The sequence below is a fragment of the Tsukamurella tyrosinosolvens genome (assembly GCF_900104775.1).
GTDB lineage: Bacteria > Actinomycetota > Actinomycetes > Mycobacteriales > Mycobacteriaceae > Tsukamurella > Tsukamurella tyrosinosolvens.
Map to the genome: position 1 here is coordinate 2,483,845 of NZ_FNSA01000003.1, position 16,451 is coordinate 2,500,295.

16 protein-coding genes are annotated in these 16,451 nt (G+C 72.0%); 7 read left to right on the forward strand and 9 right to left on the reverse strand.

Going from position 1 to position 16,451, the window contains the following annotated elements:
- The first annotated feature begins 26 nt into the window (after positions 1-26).
- Positions 27-632, forward strand: coding sequence for a TetR/AcrR family transcriptional regulator (locus tag BLW32_RS13470; RefSeq protein ID WP_068741852.1), 606 nt, complete (start codon positions 27-29; stop codon positions 630-632).
- A gap of 52 nt (positions 633-684) precedes the next feature.
- Here BLW32_RS13470 and BLW32_RS13475 read toward each other — a convergent pair whose 3' ends face one another.
- Positions 685-2,922 (reverse strand): NADP-dependent isocitrate dehydrogenase, encoded by a 2,238-nt coding sequence (locus BLW32_RS13475; protein ID WP_068525727.1) that lies wholly within the window; start codon positions 2,920-2,922, stop codon positions 685-687.
- Positions 2,923-3,079: 157 nt separating this feature from the next.
- On the opposite strand from BLW32_RS13475, the gene BLW32_RS13480 reads away from it, so the two are divergent.
- Entirely contained in the window at positions 3,080-4,024 is a 945-nt protein-coding gene (locus BLW32_RS13480) for a DUF808 domain-containing protein (RefSeq protein ID WP_068525728.1), read from the forward strand.
- A 1-nt stretch (position 4,025) separates the two neighbouring features.
- On the opposite strand, the gene BLW32_RS28165 is transcribed toward BLW32_RS13480, so the two are convergent.
- From BLW32_RS28165 to BLW32_RS13490, 3 genes are read right to left on the reverse strand one after another with little or no spacing between them, the layout of a single operon-like run.
- Positions 4,026-4,220 (reverse strand): GyrI-like domain-containing protein, encoded by a 195-nt coding sequence (locus BLW32_RS28165; protein ID WP_148673205.1) that lies wholly within the window; start codon positions 4,218-4,220, stop codon positions 4,026-4,028.
- The gene (locus tag BLW32_RS13485) at positions 4,172-4,852 is read right to left on the reverse strand and encodes a MerR family transcriptional regulator (protein WP_231857376.1); all 681 of its coding nucleotides are present in this window, start codon (positions 4,850-4,852) and stop codon (positions 4,172-4,174) included. The genes BLW32_RS28165 and BLW32_RS13485 overlap by 49 nt, the downstream gene beginning before the upstream one ends.
- 34 nt (positions 4,853-4,886) lie before the next feature.
- Positions 4,887-5,570 (reverse strand): lysoplasmalogenase family protein, encoded by a 684-nt coding sequence (locus BLW32_RS13490; protein ID WP_068741851.1) that lies wholly within the window; start codon positions 5,568-5,570, stop codon positions 4,887-4,889.
- A 28-nt stretch (positions 5,571-5,598) separates the two neighbouring features.
- Between BLW32_RS13490 and BLW32_RS13495 the strand changes: the two genes are divergently transcribed.
- The 4 genes from BLW32_RS13495 (at position 5,599) to BLW32_RS13510 (ending at position 10,887) form a co-directional block, all read left to right on the forward strand.
- Positions 5,599-6,882, forward strand: a complete 1,284-nt coding sequence (locus BLW32_RS13495) for a serine hydrolase (protein ID WP_082791420.1) — start codon at positions 5,599-5,601, stop codon at positions 6,880-6,882.
- Positions 6,883-7,088: 206 nt separating this feature from the next.
- A complete protein-coding gene (gene katG / locus BLW32_RS13500) occupies positions 7,089-9,302 on the forward strand; it encodes a catalase/peroxidase HPI (RefSeq protein ID WP_068626727.1) in 2,214 nt (737 codons plus the stop codon).
- Positions 9,303-9,454: 152 nt separating this feature from the next.
- Positions 9,455-10,222 (forward strand): acyl-CoA thioesterase domain-containing protein, encoded by a 768-nt coding sequence (locus tag BLW32_RS13505; protein WP_068741850.1) that lies wholly within the window; start codon positions 9,455-9,457, stop codon positions 10,220-10,222.
- 62 nt (positions 10,223-10,284) lie between these two features.
- Positions 10,285-10,887, forward strand: coding sequence for an LGFP repeat-containing protein (locus BLW32_RS13510; RefSeq protein WP_068741849.1), 603 nt, complete (start codon positions 10,285-10,287; stop codon positions 10,885-10,887).
- A 13-nt stretch (positions 10,888-10,900) separates the two neighbouring features.
- On the opposite strand, the gene BLW32_RS13515 is transcribed toward BLW32_RS13510, so the two are convergent.
- Positions 10,901-11,758, reverse strand: coding sequence for a class I SAM-dependent methyltransferase (locus BLW32_RS13515; RefSeq protein WP_068741848.1), 858 nt, complete (start codon positions 11,756-11,758; stop codon positions 10,901-10,903).
- Between the two features lie 61 nt (positions 11,759-11,819).
- Positions 11,820-13,238 (reverse strand): non-ribosomal peptide synthetase domain-containing protein, encoded by a 1,419-nt coding sequence (locus BLW32_RS13520; RefSeq protein ID WP_139286146.1) that lies wholly within the window; start codon positions 13,236-13,238, stop codon positions 11,820-11,822.
- 147 nt (positions 13,239-13,385) lie between these two features.
- On the opposite strand from BLW32_RS13520, the gene BLW32_RS13525 reads away from it, so the two are divergent.
- Positions 13,386-14,717 carry an exopolysaccharide biosynthesis polyprenyl glycosylphosphotransferase gene (locus tag BLW32_RS13525; RefSeq protein ID WP_068525735.1) on the forward strand — a complete coding sequence of 444 codons (1,332 nt, stop codon included), beginning with the start codon at positions 13,386-13,388 and terminating at the stop codon, positions 14,715-14,717.
- Here the strand turns inward: BLW32_RS13525 and BLW32_RS13530 are convergent.
- From BLW32_RS13530 to BLW32_RS28170, 3 genes are read right to left on the reverse strand one after another with little or no spacing between them, the layout of a single operon-like run.
- Positions 14,714-15,094, reverse strand: a complete 381-nt coding sequence (locus tag BLW32_RS13530; RefSeq protein ID WP_068741846.1) for a holo-ACP synthase — start codon at positions 15,092-15,094, stop codon at positions 14,714-14,716. The two genes, BLW32_RS13525 and BLW32_RS13530, sit on opposite strands and share 4 nt — an antisense overlap.
- On the reverse strand, positions 15,091-16,197 hold the full coding sequence (locus BLW32_RS13535) for a glycosyltransferase (RefSeq protein ID WP_068741845.1): 1,107 nt from the start codon (positions 16,195-16,197) through the stop codon (positions 15,091-15,093). Before BLW32_RS13535 ends, BLW32_RS13530 begins: the two co-directional genes overlap by 4 nt.
- Positions 16,198-16,204: 7 nt before the next feature.
- Positions 16,205-16,441 carry an acyl carrier protein gene (locus BLW32_RS28170; protein ID WP_074851010.1) on the reverse strand — a complete coding sequence of 79 codons (237 nt, stop codon included), beginning with the start codon at positions 16,439-16,441 and terminating at the stop codon, positions 16,205-16,207.
- Between the last annotated feature and the right edge of the window lie 10 nt (positions 16,442-16,451).

Below are 16,451 nucleotides of genomic sequence, written 5' to 3' on the forward strand. Positions count from 1 at the left end.
ACCCACCCTTTGGAACCGGAGGCCGGATGCCCTACGTCGAGTCCGCGGTGCGCGGCCCGCAGATCGTCGCGGCAGCGCGCGCGGTCCTGATCCGCGACGGGGTCGCCAAGACGAGCCTGCGCGCGGTCGCCGCCGAGGCCGGGATCCCGCTGGGCACGTTGCAGCACGTCTTCCCGAGCAAGCAGCAGTTGCTGCAGGCCGTCATCGAGCGTGTGGTCGACGACATCTCCGACGTGCTCCGGCGCACGGCCGAGACCGACGCCGGCCTCGCGCACGCCATCCGCAACGGCATGCGGAACTTCTGGTCGGCGCTGGTCACCGACGAGCGCGAGCTCCAGGTGCTGCAGTACGAGCTGGTGACCCACGCCCTGCGCACCCCGGGCCTCGAGGACCTCGCGCGGATCCAGTACGAGCGCTACACCGAGGCCGTGCGGGAGTGGTGCGCCGAGGCGGCCGACCGCGCCCACGAGACCAGCGCCGTGCCGCTGGACCGGCTCGCCCGGGTCATCCTCGGCGCCGTCGACGGCCTGATCCTGCAGCACGTGGCGCACCCCGACCCGGCGCGCTCCGCCGCGGACCTCGACACCGTCGCCGACATGGTCGTCGCGCTGGCCGCACCCGTCCCGCAATAGCGGAACGGGCACCGCCGACCCGAGTCGGCGATGCCCGTTCCCGCGGGATCGATCAGTCGTCGAGCGACGCCAGGTCCGCGTTGAAGGTCGCGCTGGGCCGCATGACCGTGGCCATCTTCTCCGGGTCCGGGTAGTAGTAGCCGCCGATGTCGGCGGGCTCGCCCTGGACCGCGCGCAGCTCCTCCACGATGGTGGCCTCGTGCTCGGTGAGCGCCTTCGCCAGCGGCGCGAACTTCGCCGCCAGCTCCGGGTTCTCGGTCTGCGCGGCCAGCTCCTGCGCCCAGTACAGGGCGAGGTAGAACTGGCTGCCACGGTTGTCCAGCTCCCCGGTGCTGCGCGACGGGGCCTTGTTGTTCTCGAGCAGCTTGCCGGTCGCGGCGTCCAACGTGGTCGCCAGGATCTTCGCGGCGCCGTTCTCGTTCTTGATGCCCATGTCCTCGAAGCTCACCGCGAGCGCGAGGAACTCGCCCAGCGAGTCCCAGCGGAGGTGGTTCTCCTCGGTGAGCTGCTTGACGTGCTTCGGCGCCGAGCCGCCGGCGCCCGTCTCGTACATGCCGCCGCCCGCCATGAGCGGCACGATCGACAGCATCTTCGCCGAGGTGCCGAGCTCGAGGATCGGGAACAGGTCGGTGAGGTAGTCGCGCAGGATGTTGCCCGTCGCGGCGATGGTGTCGAGGCCGCGCATCGCGCGCTCGAGGGTGTAGCGCATGGCGCGCACCTGCGACATGATCTGGATGTCGAGGCCCTCGGTGTCGTAGTTCTTGAGCTCGGCCTTGACCGCCTTGATGAGCTCGTTCTCGTGCGGGCGGTACGGGTCCAGCCAGAACAGCACCGGCGTACCGGAATTGCGGGCGCGGTTGACGGCCAGCTTGATCCAGTCCCGGATCGGGGCGTCCTTCACGGTGCACATGCGCCAGATGTCGCCCTCCTCGACCTCCTGGGACAGGATCACCTCGCCCGTGGTGTTGTCGACGATGTTGGCGGTGCCGGCGGCCGGGACCTCGAAGGTCTTGTCGTGGCTGCCGTACTCCTCCGCCTTCTGCGCCATGAGGCCGACGTTGGGGACGGTGCCCATGGTGCGGGGATCGAAGGCGCCGTTGGTCTTACAGAAGTTGATGATCTCCTGGTAGATGCGCGCGAAGGTGGACTCGGGCATCACTGCCTTGGTGTCCTTGGTGCGGCCGTCGGCGCCGTACATCTTGCCGCCGGCGCGGATCATGGCGGGCATCGAGGCGTCGACGATGACGTCGGACGGCGAGTGGAAGTTGGAGATGCCGCGCGCCGAGTCGACCATCGCCAGCTCCGGGCGGTGCTCGTGGCAGGCGTGCAGGTCCTTGACGATCTCCTCGTGCTTGCTGGCGGGCAGCGTGGCGATCTTGTCGTACAGGTCGCCGAGGCCGTTGTTGACGTTGACGCCCAGCTCGTCGAAGAGCTCCTGATGCTTGGCGAAGGCGTCCTTGTAGAAGACCTTCACGGCGTGGCCGAACACGATGGGGTGCGAGACCTTCATCATGGTGGCCTTGACGTGCAGCGAGAACATGACGCCGGTCTCGTAGGCGTCCTGCATCTGCTCCTCGTAGAACTCGAGCAGGGCCTTCTTGCTCATGAACATCGAGTCCATGACATCGCCGGCGCCGAGCTTGACGCTGTCCTTGAGCACGTGGGTCCGGCCGTCGGTGGTGACGAGCTCCATGCGCAGGTCGCGCTCGCGGTCGAGCGTCGTGGACTTCTCGCCGTGGTAGAAGTCGCCGTGCTTCATGTGCGCGACGTGGCTGCGCGAGGCCATCGACCACTCGCCCATGCTGTGCGGGTTCTTGCGCGCGTACTCCTTGACGGCGCGCGGGGCACGACGGTCCGAGTTGCCCTGGCGCAGCACCGGGTTCACCGCGCTGCCGAGGATGGTGGAGTAGCGCGTCGCGATGTCGCGCTCCTCGTCGGTCTTGGGCTCCGAGGGCAGGTCGGGGATGTCGTAGCCCTTGGACTGCAGCTCGGCGATCGCGGCCAGCAGCTGCGGCACCGAAGCGCTGATGTTCGGGAGCTTGATGATGTTCGCCGACGGATCGAGGGTCAGCTCGCCCAGGGCCGCGAGGTTGTCCGGCACCTTCTGCTCGTCGGTGAGGCGCTCGGGGAAGGTCGCCAGAATGCGCGCCGCGACCGAGATGTCGCTCGTCTGCACGTCGATGCCGGCGGGCCCGGCGAAGGCGCGGATGATCGGCAGGAACGACGCGGTGGCCAGTAGTGGGGCCTCGTCGGTCAGCGTGTAGATGATGGTCTGCTGCTGCGCACTCATGTGTGTTTGCTTCTCCCGAATGTCTTGGTCGGTCGACTCTGTACGAACTGCTCTGTCAGTCTCCATGTAACGGTTCCCCCATTATCCTCCCCCACGCCGACGGGCCGCGACGGCAGTCCGGCAAACGCGGGCCGCGCGCGCCGATTACGCTGTCGCCATGGCCGGAGGACTCGCTGCCCTGCTCGACGACATCGCCGCGCTCGCGCGGCTCGCCGCCGCGTCGGTCGACGACGTCGCCGCCGCCGCGGGGCGGGCGAGCGTCAAGGCCGCGGGCGTCGTCGTCGACGACACGGCCGTTACCCCACGCTACGTGCAGGGCATCAAGCCCGAGCGCGAGCTGAGCATCGTCGCGCGCATCGCGAAGGGCTCGCTGCGCAACAAGCTGATCTTCATCCTCCCCGCGATCCTGCTGCTCAGCTGGCTCGCGCCGTGGGCGCTGACGCCGATCCTCATGCTCGGCGGCACGTACCTCTGCTACGAGGGCGCGGAGAAGATCTGGGAGAAGATCAGCGGGCACGCCGAGCCCGCCGAGCCCTCTTCGTCGACGGGCGAGGTGGACGAGGACACCGTGGTCGCCGGCGCCATCCGGACCGACTTCATCCTGTCCGCGGAGATCATGGTGATCGCGATGAACGAGGTCGCGAGCGAGTCGATCTGGTCCCGGGCGCTGATCCTCGTCGTCGTCGCGATCCTCATCACCGCGCTGGTGTACGGGGTGGTAGCGGCGATCGTCAAGATGGACGACGTGGGCCTCGCCCTGGCGCAGCGCCCGTCGGAGTTCAGCCGCAAGGTCGGCACCGCGATGGTCAAGGCCATGCCGGTGGTGCTGAGCGTGCTGGCGAACGTCGGCATCGTCGCCATGTGCTGGGTCGGCGGGCACATCCTGCTGGTGGGCCTCGACGACCTGGGCTGGCACTGGCCCTACTCCGTGGTGCACCACTTCGAGACCTGGGCGCACGACCTGATCCCGGCCATCGGCTCGGTGGTCGGGTGGCTCGCCAACACCCTCGGCTCGGCCCTGTTCGGGCTGGCGGTGGGCGCCGTGGTCGTCGCGATCGTGCACGTGATCGGCAGGCTCCGCGGCGCCCCCGCCGCGCACTGACCTACCGGACCGGCACCACGACGCGGGTCCGCAGCTCGTCCTCCGGCACAGCGCTGGGGTCGTTGAGATAGACGTTGAAGTGGTGCGTCGCCGGGTCGTCGACGGTCCGCGCGAGCGTCAGACCGTGCTCGGCGACGTACGCGCCGATCACCTCGTGCGCCCGCGGGATCGCCTCGGCGTAGGGCCCGTCGACCACGGCCTCGACCGCGCGGGTCGACGGGGCGTCGATGACGTCGAGCGGCGCCGCGGCGACCGTACCGCGGGCACCTCGAGGAACACGGACTCGTCGACGTCGGACTCGCGGAATTCGTCGTCGTGCTCGATGCACCCGCCAGGACCGATCGGGACGATGTCCTGGGCCCGGAGCGCGGGGAGGAATCGCTCCCAGAGCAGCCCCTCCCCGGCGTAGTCGGGAACGGTGCCGCGCAGGTGCACGAGCGTGCGCGCGGGCAGGGTGGTGAGGGAAACGGTGTCGGTCATGGTGGGCTCCCGGATCAGAGTGTCGATGAGGCGGAGCCGCGCCGCGGCGTCCTCGGCCGCCGCGGCGAGGTCGAGGCGCTGCGCGCGCAGCGCCTCGTCGAACGCCGCGGTGCCGCGAACGGCCAGCAGGGCCCCGATGGCGGACACGCCGAATCCCACGTCGCGCAGCCTGCGGATCGCGGCGGCATCGGCGAGTTGCGCGGCCGCGTAGCGCCGGTAGCCGCTCGTCGCGTCGACGTCCGCGGGCACCAGGACACCGTGGGTGTCGTAGTGGCGCAGCATCCGCACGCTGATCCGGCTCAGGGAGGAGAACCTGCCGATGGGCATGAGGTCCGGGGTGTCGGTCACGGTCTCCACTCTGGCCGCTGACACGGTGTGAGGGTCAAGCTCCGGCCCGGGCCGCCCCCTCCGCGAGGAGGAACTGGGCGCCGGTGTAGGTCGCCATGACGGCGCCCTCGAGCCACGCGGGCGGGTCGGTGAGGACGAACTTGCGCAGGCCGAGGATCGAGTCGCTGAGCAGGAACAGGCCGGCGCCCGCGAGGGTCGCGCGCCGCGCGTCGGCGGGGATCTGCGGGCCGAGGACGGTCGCCGCGGCGGCGGTCCCGCTGAGCATCGCCGAGTAGCCGGCGAGCACGGGGGCGAGCGCGGGCGCGGTGCGGTACGCGGCGAGGAGCGTGCGCGGGGCCCCCACGGCCCACGCGGCGGCGACGGCGGCGGGCTTCGCGAGCGAGGCGTCGGGGTCGCGCTGGGCCAGCAGTCCGCCGATGTAAGCCGCGTGACCGGTAGCGAAGGCGCTCGCGCCCAGGGCGAAGTGCTTCGGCTCGTCGCCGAGGAGCGCCACGTCGCCCGCCCATCCCGCGGCCTGTCCGGCCAGGGTGCTGCGGCGCAGCGGCGAGCGCCGCGCCCGCGGATCGGTCGCGAAGGACGCGGCGAGCGTCGGCAGCAGGAGCGGCTTGGTGAACCGCCGCGCGTGGTGATGCGCGGGCCACCGCGAGGCCGACAGCGCGGTGTCGGCGACGGCGAGTCCGGCGTAGGCGAGCTTGAGGGCGGTGCTGGGGCGGGTCACCGCGCCAATCTATCCGTAGGCTCGTCCCGTGAGCAGCGACACCGTGCCGGAGGCCCCCGCACCCGAGGAGGGGCGCATCCGCGTCCCTCGCGACCTGGACGCGATCACCGACGTCGGCGACGAGGACCATACCGACGTGGACCCGCGCGCGATGGAGCGCATCTGGCTCGCGGCGCGGTCCTGGTACGCCGCGGGCATGCAGCCGGCGATCCAGGTGTGCGTGCGGCACCGCGGTCGCACGGTGCTGAACCGGGCGATCGGGCACGCGCGCGGAAACGGCCCCGGCCTCCCGTCGAACCGCGACGACGCCGCCGAGCCCGTGCGCGTCACCGTCGACACCCCGTTCTGCACGTACTCCACGGCGAAGGGCGTGGCGGTCACCGTGCTGCACCGGCTGATCGAGCGCGGCGACCTCGACCTCGAGGCCCGCGTCGCCGACTACATGCCGGAGTTCACCAGCGACGGCAAGGACCGGATCACGGTGCGGCACGTGCTGACCCACAGCGCGGGCATCCCGATCAACACCGGTCCCAAGCCCGACCTCAAGCGGTCCGAGGACAGCGAGTACACGCGGGCGATGCTCGCCGGTATCAAGCCCGTCTACTCCCCCGGCCGGCTGCACTTCTACCACGCGCTGACCTGGGGCCCGCTGGTCCGCGAGCTGGTGCTGGCCGCCACGGGGCGAACGATCCGCGAGATCGCCGCCACCGAGATCCTCGACCCGCTGGGCTTCCGCTGGACCAACTTCGGCGTCGCCCCCGAGGACCTGCCCGCCGTCGGCCTCAGCTATGCGACGGGCAAGCCCGCACCGCCCGCCGTCGAGGCCGCCTTCCGGAAGGTGGTGGGCGGCACCATGCAGCAGATCGTCCCGATGTCGAACTCGCCGCAGTTCCTCACCGGCATCGTGCCGTCGTCCAACCTCGTCTCGACCGCGCACGAGCTGTCCCGGTTCGCGGAGATCCTCCGCCGCGGGGGCGAGCTCGACGGGGTCCGCGTGCTCCGGCCGGAGACCCTCGCGGCCGCGACCCGGCAGGCTCGGCGCCTGCGCCCCGACTTCGCCACCGGCGGCGCGCCGCTGCGCTGGGGCACCGGGTACATGTTGGGGTCCGAGCGGTTCGGCCCGTTCGGCCGGCACGCGCCCGCCGCGTTCGGCCACACCGGCCTCACCGAGATCGCGATGTGGGCCGACCCGCAACGGGAACTGGCCGCATCCGTGGTGTCGAGCGGGAAGCCCGGCAGCCACCCCGAGGCCAAGCGCTACCCGGCCCTCCTGGACGCCATCACCGCGGCGTTCCCGCGGCCGCGCGACTGAGGCTCGATGGCAGTCGCGCGGGCCGCCGATAGGGCATTCCTACCGCACCGATAGGGCGTTTCACCTCGAATTTCAGGGATTTCTAGAATAATTCCAGAAAAGCTGGAATCCGCGGCTCCACGGACGTACAGTGAAGGACGCGCGGCCCGCCAGCCCGGCCGCCTCGCTTCAACAGCCGTACACACATCCGTACCGAGAGGAACGCCGTGTCCGAGGATCAGACCACCTCCCCCCAGGAACAGACGAGCGGGGGCTGCCCCGTCGCCCACGGGTCGCTGCGACCGCCAGTGGCCGGCGGTGGGAACCGCGACTGGTGGCCCGACGAGGTCAACCTGAAGGTGCTCGCGAACAACCCCGCCGAGGGTGACCCCCTGGGCGCCGATTTCGATTACGCGGCCGCGGTCGCCACGCTCGACGTGGACGCCGTGCGCGCCGACGTCGTCGCCGTCATGCGCGATTCGCAGGACTGGTGGCCCGCAGACTTCGGCCACTACGGCCCGCTGTTCATCCGCATGGCGTGGCACTCCGCCGGCACCTACCGCACCACGGACGGCCGTGGTGGCGGCGGCGCGGGCCTGCAGCGCTTCGCCCCGCTCAACAGCTGGCCCGACAACGTCAGCCTGGACAAGGCCCGCCGCCTGCTGTGGCCCGTCAAGCAGAAGTACGGCCGCGCGCTGTCCTGGGCCGACCTGATCGTGTTCGCGGGCAACGTCGCTCTCGAGGACATGGGCTTCACCACCGAGGGCTTCGCCTTCGGCCGCGCCGACGTCGCCGAGCCGGAGGACGTCTACTGGGGCCCCGAGCACACGTGGCTCGGGTCGGACGGCCGGTTCTCCGGCAAGCGCGACCTGGACCAGCCGCTCGGCGCCACCCACATGGGCCTGATCTACGTCAACCCCGAAGGCCCCGAGGGCGTGCCGGACTTCCTGGCCGCCGCCGACGACATCCGCGAGACCTTCGGCCGGATGGCGATGAACGACGAGGAGACCGCGGCGCTCATCGTCGGCGGCCACACCTTCGGCAAGACCCACGGTGCGGGCCCCGTCGAGAACGGCCCCGAGCCCGAGGCCGCGCCCATCGACCAGCAGGGCCTCGGCTGGAAGGGCGGCAACGGGACCGGCGTCGGCCCCGACGCCGTGACCAGCGGCCTCGAGGTCATCTGGACGCACACCCCGACCAAGTGGGACAACAGCTTCCTCGAGATCCTGTACGGCAACGAGTGGGAACTGTTCCAGAGCCCGGCCGGCGCGAACCAGTGGCGCCCGAAGGACGGCGGCTGGGCGAACTCGGTGCCGGAGGCGTTCGGCTCGGGCAAGACCCACCCGTCGATGCTCACCACCGACCTGTCCATGCGGTTCGATCCGATCTACGGCGAGATCACCAAGCGCTGGCTGGACAACCCGCAGGAGCTCGCCGACGCCTTCGCCAAGGCGTGGTTCAAGCTGCTCCACCGCGACATGGGCCCGACGTCCCGCTACGTCGGCCCGCTGATCCCCGCGACCGAGCACCTGTGGCAGGACCCGATCCCCGCAGCCGAGGGCGCGCCGATCGACGCGGCCGACGCGGACGCGATCACCGAGCGCATCCTGGCCACCGGCCTGACCACCGCGCAGCTGGTGAAGACCGCGTGGGCGGCCTTCTCCTCGTTCCGCCGCACCGACAAGCGCGGCGGCGCCAACGGCGGCCGCCTGCGCCTGCAGCCGCAGGCCGGCTGGGAGGTCAACGAGCCCGACGAGCTCGCCCAGGTCATCCGGACGCTCGAAGGCGTGGTCGAGGCGTTCAACGCGGAGTCGGGCAAGAAGGTCTCCTTCGCCGACGTCGTGGTGCTCGCGGGCAACGCGGGCGTGGCGCAGGCTGCGAAGGCCGCCGGTGTCGCCGTGACGATCCCGTTCACGCCGGGCCGTACCGACGCCACCCAGGCCGACACGGATGTCGAGTCCTTCGCCGTGCTCGAGCCGCGCTTCGACGCCTTCCGCAACTACGTCGCGAAGGGCGCGCCGATGCCGGCGGAGTACCTGCTCGTCGAGAAGGCGAACCTGCTCGGCCTCACCGCGCCGGAGATGACGGTGCTCATCGGCGGCCTCCGCGTGCTGGGCAACAACTTCGGCGGTTCCGAGGCGGGCGTCTTCACCGACCGCCCCGGCACCCTGAGCAACGACTGGTTCGTGAACCTGCTCGACATGTCCACGAAGTGGGCGCCGGCGTCCGACGACGACGCGACCTACGTGGGCACCGATCGGGCCACCGGCGAGAAGAAGTGGACGGCCACCCGCGCCGACCTCGTCTTCGGCTCGAACTCGATCCTCCGCGGCATCGCCGAGGTCTACGGCGCCGCCGACGCCGGCGAGAAGTTCGTGGGCGACTTCGTCGCCGCGTGGACCAAGCTCGCCAACGCAGACCGGTTCGATGTGAAGGCCTGATCCTCTTCCACCGGCCGGCAGCCGCGCCCCGTACACCGTTCCCGGTGTGCGGGGCGCGGTCGTTTCCGCCGGCGGGACCACCCCCCGAATTCCAGTTAGTGACAGTTAACCCTGAGCGCGATCCGCGCCGGTCGTAGGCGTACGCTCACGCCATGCCGTACTTCGACAGGGTCTCCGCGACCGCGTTCCGCCCGACCGAGCACGTCTCCGGCGGATGGAACACCGCCGAACAACACATCGCCCCGCCCATGGGGCTGCTGGCCCACGCGGTGGAACAGGACCGGGACGCGCGCCGCGACGACGACCTGCGGATCGCGCGCCTGTCCTACGACATCCTCGGCACGCTGCCCATGGACGTGGTCGACGTGGACCTCCGGGTCGTGCGCCCGGGCCGCACCATCGAGCTCGTCGAGGCCACGCTGAGCCACGGCGGCCGCGCCGGTCTCGTGCTCCGCGCCTGGCTCCTCGACCGGCGCGACTCCCGCGAGGTCGCCGGCTCCGAGCTGGATCCGATCCCGCCCGCCGCGGAGATGCCGGAGTGCGACCCCAGCGCCGTCTGGCCCGGCGGCTTCATCGCGTCCGCCCGCGCCCGTCGCGCCGAGGTGCGCCCCGGCCGGGCGGCGTACTGGGTGGAGTCCGACGTCGACCTGCTCGACGAGCCGACGGGGCCGGTCGCCCGCGCCGCGCGAATTTTTGATATTGCGAACGGTATGACACCCCGGTTCTCCCCGGAGGAGGTCGCGTATCCGAACCTCGACCTCACCGCGCACCTGTTCCGCGACCCGGTCGGCACGGCGATCGGCTTCGATACGCGGGTGTCCACCGGACCCGATGGCGCAGGTCTGACCCATTCGGTCATACACGACATCGCGGGCCCGGTCGGAACGGTGAATCAGATTCAAACGGTGCGTCTGCGCTGAAATCCGGTCAAGAGTGTGGTTACATTCCGAGCGTTCAGTTCACCCTGCCGAAGGGAGCTCTTATGAATACTCGGATCACACGGACGATCGGTGCAGTAGCCGCCGCCGTCGCGCTGACCGTGACCGTCTCCGCCTGCGACAACGCCAAGGACACCGCGAACGACGCGAAGGACGCCGCTACGTCGGCGGCCGGAAGCGCGGCCTCGGCGGTCACCGGCGCGAACGGCTCCGGCGCGGGCGAGTCCGGAGCGGGCGAGTCCGGAGCGAACGGCGCGGGCTCCGAGTCGAAGGCCGCCGTGCCGTCGACCAGCATCGCGACGCCCGGCGGTACCGAGGTCACGCTCACCGACGGACCGATCATCGGCGAGTACGCGAAGTACGGTTACGAGAAGGGCCACCTCGGTGCGCCGCTCGGCCCCGTCTCGGCGCTGCCGGACGGCAAGGGGAAGTACCTCACGCTCAAGGGCGGCACCATCTACTGGTCCGAGGCCTCGGGCGCGCACGTCGTGCACGGCGTGATCGGCGACAAGTGGGGCGACCAGGGCCACGAGACCGGCAAGCTGGGCTACCCCACCAGCGACGAGACCGCCGAGAACGGCGCGATCAAGCAGACCTTCCAGCACGGGACGATCACCTTCCGCGACGGGGTCGCGACGGTCTCCTAGTCCCCGACGACGGTCACGACGCCGTCCCGATGTACACCGTTCGTGCGGCCAGCACGAAGACATCGGGGCGGCGTCGCACGTTGTGGGGGTCCTCCGGATCGGTCAGCCGGCGCAGCACGTCGGCGTCGTCGGGGTCGAGCCGGTCGGCCATCCGCAGGTAGCGGCCGAGCATGTGAGCGACGCCGGCGCGCGCCGCGTCGTCGAGCGGGGCCGGGCGGTCCACGAGGAAGGTCCGGGCGCGCACGTCGCGCAGTCCTGCCGCTCGCAGCACCGCGGGCCAGTCCTCCGGCACGTCGACGGTGCCGTCGAGCGCGGCCCGCATCTCCCCGAAGCCGACCGCCTGGAGCGCGTCGAGCCGCTCCGCGAGTCCCGGGCGGCCGATCCCGATGTCGCGCGGAAGGAACCGCGAGGGCAGGCCGCCCTCGGCCACTGCGAGCACGCCACCGGGGTTGAGCCGGCCCGCGAGAGCGGCGACCGCGGCGCTCTGGTCGCCCAGGTGGTGCATCGTCTGCGCCGTCCAGATGACGTCGGCCGCGGGCAGCTCGCCGAAGCCGTCGGGCAACTCCGTCTGCAGCGCCTCGATCGGGTGCCCGGCCCGCTCCGCGCGGTCCTGGGCTCGGTCCAGCAGCTGCGGGGAACCGTCGACGGCGACCACGCGCGCCGCCGGGAACCGCGCGGCCAGGGCCGCGGTGAAGACGCCCGGCCCCGACCCGACGTCGAGGACCGTCGCGGGCGCGGCGTTCCGCTCGGCGATCACGTCGAGCGCCTGCTCCACGTACGGCTTCAGGGTCTCGCCCTCGGCCTCGATCTCGGCCGCGAGGGCCGCCCAGTCCGGATGGGTGTGCATGTGTCCGTGTGCGTGCTGCGTCATGGATCCACCGTGCCCCGGCCGCGGAGGCTCTGGCAAGTTCTCGTGCCGTTCCGGCAAATCATCACCCGCGCCGGACGCGCACGCCCGGCGGCAGCACCGCCCGCGCGTCCGGCAGGCGTTCGGGATCCACGCCGTGCAGCACGACGGTGACCGGCGGCTCCGTCCGCAGTTCGACCACGTCCGCGGGGAAGCCGGCGCCGGCCAGCGCCGCACGCATCCGCGCGGGTACCGCCCACCCGCCCGGCACCGGGATCCGGTCCGGATCGGCCGGCCGGGCGGCTACGGCCGGCAGCGGTGCGTGCGGCGCGGTGAGCGTCGCGCCCAGCAGCGCCGCGATCGCGTCCACGTGCGCCGCGGCCTGCGCCGCGTCGTAGAGCTCCGGGTGGAAGACGCCGTCGACGACCAGCTCGTCACCCGGCTCGGGGTAGACCGAGATCAGGCAGTCACCGACCGGCCCCCAGGCCGCGACGTCGAGCGACCAGCCCTCGGTCCGCACGTCCGGCAGGACGTTGACGATGGGCCCGTACAGGCGTCCGGTGCGCCAGGCGGCGGGGACCGTCGTGAGGAGTCCCTCGGGCCGCTCCCCCGCCGCGATGCGCGCCGACGCCGCGGCGAGCCAGCGCTGCACGTCGGCGCCGAGCGCGGCGGGAGTCGCGCCGGGCGGCACGTCGACGCGGGTGGGAATGACGGCCATCCACTGCACGGGCGTCGCCCGCTCGAGGACGCTCCGCCGCAGCGCACCGGTCACGCCGACGTGCGCGTCGGCCGTGCCGAGGAACCGGGCGGTGTACGCCGCCACGGTGCCGACCGCCTGGGCCGGCCACTCCCGGCGATCGACGACCCCCGCAGCGGCGACGCGCGCGCGGTACTGCCGGGGCTCGCCCCACGGGGGTGCGACGCGATCGACGAAGGCGATCTCGTGGCCGGCGTCGCCCACACCATCCGTCGCGGCGGACCAGAAGGCACCGTCGGGCACGCACAGCGGCGCGGCCGCGGCGGCGAGCGCGGCGAGGTCACCGAGACGCTCGGGCGGGAGCGGCGCGCCGTCGGCCTCGGCGCGCAGGCGCGCGACGATCCGGCGGAACACGCGGGTGACGGCGTAGCCGTCGAGGACGGCGTGATGGGCGAGGAGGCGCACGACGTGGGCGCCCCCGACCCGCGCGACGGTCGCGCGCACCAGCGGCCCGCCGTCGAGGGGCAGGGACCCCGCCGCACGCCACGCCCGGTACGCCTCCTCCGACGCGAAGCGCTCGACTCCGACGGGCGCCCGCGCAGCGGCGACGAACCGAGAGCCGGCGTCGAGGTCCACGCCGATCGCCGCGGCCTCCGTCTCGGCGAGCGCGGCCGTCGCCGCCCGCGCGAGCGCGTCGACGTCGACCGGGAGCTCGGTGCGCCACGCCGCGTCGATGACCAGAGCACGCGAGCCCGGGTGCTGTGCGGCGAGCTGCAGCATCGCGACCTGGGACGGGAGGGGCTGCACGCCGCTCACCCTACGCGCGGGAGAGCTCCGGACTGCACTGGTTGTCACCGCGCCACTCAGGTGTCCTATATTCGAGCGACGGAGCAACATCGGAAAGTCAGGAGCACAGTGACCACGAACAGTGCGCCGGCCGGTAGCGGCCGCCGCATGCGACGCCATTCGTGGGCACTCGCTTTCCTCGACTTCCTTGTGGTCTACACGTTTCTCGCGGCCACGAACGCCTCGACCTCGTCCCACGTCTCGCACGCGATCGAGGGTTTCGTCGGCGCCGCGTTCACCGTGAGCGTGTTCTACCTGTTCGGGCTGTACCGCACCAGGATCACGCTGAGCGCCCTCGACTCGGCACCGCAGCTGGCGATCGCGGGGTGGATGCTCGCACCGCTCGGCGTCGTCACCGTCTGGCAGGACGACCATTCCCAGCTGATCGGGGCCGCACTGTGCTGGGTGCTGCTCTTCGCCGTGCGGGTGGTGTACTACGGCGCGGTCCGGCGGCATCGCGCGCGACATCCGGACCGCGGCGGGCGGACCCTCGTCATCGGCGGCGGCAAGGTCGCGGGTGAGCTGGTCCACTCGATGTTCATGTTCCCGGAGTACGGGCTGCGCCCGGTGCTGGTGATGGACGACGACCCCCTCGACGTGACGGTCTTCCCGGTGGAGGTCATCCCCCGGCGCCGCGACCTGGCGGGCCTTGTTCGCGAACGGGAGATCGACACCGTCATCGTGGCGTTCTCCCGCGACCGCGACGCCACGCTGGTCGAGCCGCTGCGCGAGTGCGACACCCTCGACTGCGAGATCTACGTGGTCCCACGGCTCTACGAGTTCGTGCACCAGGACCGCGACATGGACCGGATCCACACCACCCCGCTGGTGCTGGTGCGCCGCCTCGCGCTGCGCTCGAGCCACTGGCGGGTCAAGCGCGTCACCTCGTTCGTGACCTCGCTCCTCGGCCTGGTGCTGCTGTCCCCGCTGCTCCTCCTCGTGGCGCTGGCGATCAAGGTCCAGGAGCCGAACGCACCGATCCTCTTCCAGCAGACCCGCGTCGGCCAGGACGGCCGCCTGTTCTCGCTGTACAAGTTCCGCACCATGCGGCCGGTGCCCGACGAGGAGTCGGACCGCGACTGGACCGACGAACGGCTCCGGATCACGCGACTCGGCCGCTTCCTGCGGCGCCACTCGATCGACGAGCTGCCGCAGCTGTGGAACGTGGTGCGCGGCGACATGTCGGTGGTGGGCCCACGACCCGAGCGACCCCACTTCGCGAACCGCTTCGGCGCGGAGATCCCCGCCTACCAGTCCCGGCACCGGGTGATGGTGGGCCTGACCGGCTGGGCCGCGATCCACGGGCTGCGCGGCGACACCGACATCCGGGACCGCGCCTCGTACGACAACTACTACATCGAGAACTGGAGCCTGTGGCTCGACGTGAAGATCCTGCTGATCTCCGTCGGCACCGTGCTCTTCGGCCGGGGCGGACGCTAGGCGCCGGCCGGTTCGGCCAGCTCGGCGAGCACCACCGCCGCGGCCGACGTGTCCGTGTGCGTGAGGGAGAGTTCGGCGCGGATCCAGCCCTGCCCGCGGGCGCGTGCCGCGAGGCCACCGTGCAGCCGCAGCTCGGGCCCGTGCGGCGTGCCGACCACCTCGACCTCGCGCGGCGGGGTCGGAACGTTTGGCCCGAGGCGCAACGCCTTGATCGCCGCCTCCTTCGCCGCCCACCGCGCAGCGAGGCGCCGCGGGTCACCGCCGCAGTCGTCGAGCTCGCCCGGCGTGAAGACGCGCGCGGTGAACCGCGCTCCGAATCGCGCGATCGACTCCTCGATGCGGGCCACCTCCGCGATGTCGATCCCCACCCGGTTCACCGCACCGCCTCGGCGACGACCGCGCGCATCCGGGACTGGAACGCCGCGACGGAGAAGGCTTCGGCGTGCGCGCGCAGCGCCGCGGGATCGAAGTCCGCCGGTCGCAGGTCCCGCAGCGCCGCGGCGAGCGCGTCCGTGAAGGGCGCGTCGGGCCCGTCGGGCACGAGAACGCCGGAGACGCCGGGGGCGACCGTGTCGAGCGCGCCGCCGGCCGCGCGGGCCACGACGGGGGTACCCGCCGCCATCGCCTCCACGGGGACGATCCCGAAGTCCTCCTCGCCCGGCATCAGGGTGGCGATGGCGTCCCGCTGCAGCCGCACCATCTCGGCGTCCGAGACCCTGCCGAGGAACACCGTCTCGGTGCCCGCAATGCGGCGCAACGCCGCCTCGTGCCGCCCGTCTCCGGCCACGACGAGCCGCACCCCGGCGCGCTGGGCGGCGCGGATCGCGAGGTCCACGCGGCGGTACGGCACGAGCCGTCCGGCGACGAGGAAGTAGCCGCCGGGGGTGGCACCGTCGGGCGTGAACCGCGCGACGTCGACGGGCGGCGCGACCACCTGTGCCGGGACGCCCCACCACCGCCGGATGCGGTCCGCCACGGCGGTCGAGTTGGCGACGACGACGTCGAGGTGCGGCACCGCGGCCGTCTCGACGGCGCGGGTCTGGGCCGCGAGGGCGGCGAGCGCGAACCGGCCGGCGGCGCCGTGCGCCTCCCCCGAACGCAGCTCCGGCATCCACGCCCAGCGGGCGGGCGAGTGCACGTAGGCGACGACGGCGGCGCCGGGCCAGGAGCGCGCAGCCGAGACCGCCATCGCGTGGTGGCTGATCACGACGGCGTCGGCGCCGGGGTCCGGGCGATGCCGGCGCCAGGCGGCGGGCGCGAGCGGGATCAGCGGGGCGTGGGAGCGGCGGCCGAGGGCGCGGTGCACGGAATCGAGCCCGGTGACGGCGATCCGGTCGCGGAGCTCGGGCGGGACCGTCCGCGGATCGGCGAAGGCGACGTGCAGCCGGGCGTCGGGCCAGGCGTCGGCGAGCGCCCGCGCGACGTTCTCGGAGCCGCCCTGTTCGGTCCACCGCTCGTGGACGACGGCGATGCGGGTCATCGGCGGCTCAGCCGGCGAGTTCGCGGACCGTCGCCGCGATCGAATCCAAAGTACTGAACGTGTTCTTGCTCATATGCGCGTCTGGGAACTCGATCGCGAATCGGTCTTCGACAGCCAGCATGACGTTCACTGCCGCGTGGGACGTGAGGCCCAGCGCAAACAGATCATCACCACCCGCAATCTCCGCAATCGGCCTGGTCAACCGGCCGTGCATCGCCACGATCGAGCGGATCACCTCGTCCACCGCACCTCCC

What these genes read in the sequence shown, in the direction of transcription:
- BLW32_RS13535 (WP_068741845.1), bottom strand. Translation starts at nt 16,197, where the DNA reads ATGACCCGCATCGCCGTCGTCCACGAGCGGTGGACCGAACAGGGCGGC.
- BLW32_RS13480 (WP_068525728.1), top strand. Translation starts at nt 3,080, where the DNA reads ATGGCCGGAGGACTCGCTGCCCTGCTCGACGACATCGCCGCGCTCGCG.
- BLW32_RS13505 (WP_068741850.1), top strand. Translation starts at nt 9,455, where the DNA reads ATGCCGTACTTCGACAGGGTCTCCGCGACCGCGTTCCGCCCGACCGAG.
- BLW32_RS13475 (WP_068525727.1), bottom strand. Translation starts at nt 2,922, where the DNA reads ATGAGTGCGCAGCAGCAGACCATCATCTACACGCTGACCGACGAGGCC.
- BLW32_RS13525 (WP_068525735.1), top strand. Translation starts at nt 13,386, where the DNA reads ATGCGACGCCATTCGTGGGCACTCGCTTTCCTCGACTTCCTTGTGGTC.
- BLW32_RS13470 (WP_068741852.1), top strand. Translation starts at nt 27, where the DNA reads ATGCCCTACGTCGAGTCCGCGGTGCGCGGCCCGCAGATCGTCGCGGCA.
- BLW32_RS13510 (WP_068741849.1), top strand. Translation starts at nt 10,285, where the DNA reads ATGAATACTCGGATCACACGGACGATCGGTGCAGTAGCCGCCGCCGTC.
- BLW32_RS13515 (WP_068741848.1), bottom strand. Translation starts at nt 11,758, where the DNA reads ATGACGCAGCACGCACACGGACACATGCACACCCATCCGGACTGGGCG.